The sequence below is a fragment of the Acinetobacter sp. WCHAc060033 genome (assembly GCF_004209125.1).
Lineage (GTDB): Bacteria > Pseudomonadota > Gammaproteobacteria > Pseudomonadales > Moraxellaceae > Acinetobacter > Acinetobacter wuhouensis.
In genome coordinates, this window is sequence record NZ_SGSW01000131.1 from 1 (window position 1) to 1869 (window position 1869).

The following is a 1869-nucleotide window of genomic DNA, read 5'->3' on the forward strand; positions in this document are numbered from 1 at the left end:
CTTTGACCTCTTGCAACAATGCCAACAGACAAGGTAATTCACGCTTATAAAATTGCCCTGACTCATATTCAGCAATCTCTTGTACCTTAAGTGTATACGTTTGAGCTGCTTTCTGACTCGTCCAATTCTCAAAAACAACACCTGCCACATGTGCAAAACTTTCTGCGTAAGCAACATCTAATACAATGATCATTCATGCTCTCATTAACATTTTAATTTATATCAAAATTAACCTATAGCCACGATATGCTCTGATTTATTTATTGCTTATTCTTGAAAATAGCATTATTCATAAAATAGAATATCAATAGTCAAAAAATTACGTGATAAGTTACAAAACTGTAATACTTTCCAACCTACAAATAGACTAAGTTCAAATCATACAGAGAAAAAATTTTCTGTAAAATAATCAAAAATTTAAGGGGTTGCTTATGGGATCAATGATTACCGTGACTTCTTGGAAGTACAATGCTTCTTCACGGTATTTAAAAATTTTTTATAACAATGGTTCTGGTGAACTTTACCATCCTGTCCCAGAATTTATATACGATAATTTACTACGCTGTAGTGATAAAACAGCCTTCGTGCATAAATACTTAGAATACGATTTACATTTTAAGCGACTATCAATTTTATAATTTTCTAAAATAAAAAGATCAGGAGGATATACTTCCTGATCTATACAAGTACATCAAATTTAATTCTTAAATGTCACTATAAAAAGCCCTGCACCTATTGGCAATGTAGTTGTTATAAAGCGTTGGTCTTGCTTAACTTCTGTAATAAAACTTTTCACTTCAGCAGAATGTGAAATAACATTATCAACAATAAGTACACCACCTTGATTTTCAATCATATTTTGTAAATATTTCCAATAATTTAAATAAGCATCTCGCTCTGCATCGAGTAAAATAAAATCATATTTCTGCTGACTGTTTTCTAAAAACTGCTGTGCATCACCAACCCAAAAATCTATCGCATCATCCACTTGTAATTCTTTAGCATATTCTTTGGCTTGCTGTGTGCGTTTTTCATCAATCTCAACTGTAGTCACTTGACCACCCGTGACTTGAGCAGCATCAGCCAACCACAGTGTGGAATAACCCGTCGAAGTACCAATCTCTAAAATTCTTTTTGATTGTTGAATCCTAATTTGCATAGCTAGGAATAAAGCAGACTCTGGTTCTATATTTCGATAACGTTTAATACGATCGCATTGCGTAGCATCAAACTTGATAAAGGATTGGTATAACTCATTTAATCGTTGTAAAAATGGGCTACTCAAACTCATGTTTAGATCATCCTCATCTATCTCAATACTATTGTTTCAATCATTTACGTCATTTCCATGACAATTTTACTTTTATTGTCGATTTGACTCATTATCAATATCTATGTTCATCTTTTATTTAAATACGGCGATCTAATCCCCCAATTAGACTGAATGTAAAAACTCAAATCGAGGAACCACTTGACCATTTTCTAATTCAACAGTTTCTATAAACATTTCATAGGGCCTTACCCATATTGAATAATCACCATATAGGCATTGATAAACTACAAGTTTATCCCTCGTTTCACTATGTGTTGCCACATGAAAAACTTGATATAAATTTCCTTTATAGTGTTTATAAATTCCTGCTTCTAACATGATCTTACAGCTTTAAAATCGATACTGATGTTATACATCATCCGCCAATAAAAAACTCGTCCTAAGACGAGTTTTTTTACAACCTAAGCAATGAATTAAGAGAAATCTAATTCTTTTTCAAAGCTTTTCAGTTCATGACGAGCCATTGCCAAATTAGACTTTGAACGATCTAATACAAGGTAAAGGAATAGATTTTCATTTGAATCAAGTGGACGAAT

The 1869-nt window shown here is 32.4% G+C and carries 3 protein-coding genes and 2 pseudogenes; 1 reads left to right on the forward strand and 4 read right to left on the reverse strand.

All coding sequences use genetic code 11. The features are described 5' to 3' along the window. Positions 1 to 193: pseudogene (locus tag EXE10_RS20805) on the reverse strand (endonuclease V); the annotation flags it as partial. A 238-nt stretch (positions 194 to 431) separates the two neighbouring features. On the opposite strand from EXE10_RS20805, the gene EXE10_RS20810 reads away from it, so the two are divergent. Further along, positions 432 to 638, forward strand: coding sequence for a KTSC domain-containing protein (locus EXE10_RS20810; protein WP_086322726.1), 207 nt, complete (start codon positions 432 to 434; stop codon positions 636 to 638). Between the two features lie 59 nt (positions 639 to 697). Here the strand turns inward: EXE10_RS20810 and EXE10_RS20815 are convergent, their stop codons facing one another. The 3 genes and pseudogenes from EXE10_RS20815 to EXE10_RS20825 all read right to left on the reverse strand — a co-directional run. After that, the gene (locus EXE10_RS20815) at positions 698 to 1291 is read right to left on the reverse strand and encodes an O-methyltransferase (RefSeq protein ID WP_130114581.1); all 594 of its coding nucleotides are present in this window, start codon (positions 1289 to 1291) and stop codon (positions 698 to 700) included. 144 nt (positions 1292 to 1435) lie between these two features. Next, on the reverse strand, positions 1436 to 1654 hold the full coding sequence (locus tag EXE10_RS20820) for a DUF1653 domain-containing protein (RefSeq protein WP_165383061.1): 219 nt from the start codon (positions 1652 to 1654) through the stop codon (positions 1436 to 1438). A 92-nt stretch (positions 1655 to 1746) separates the two neighbouring features. After that, a pseudogene (locus EXE10_RS20825) lies at positions 1747 to 1869 on the reverse strand (roadblock/LC7 domain-containing protein); the annotation flags it as partial.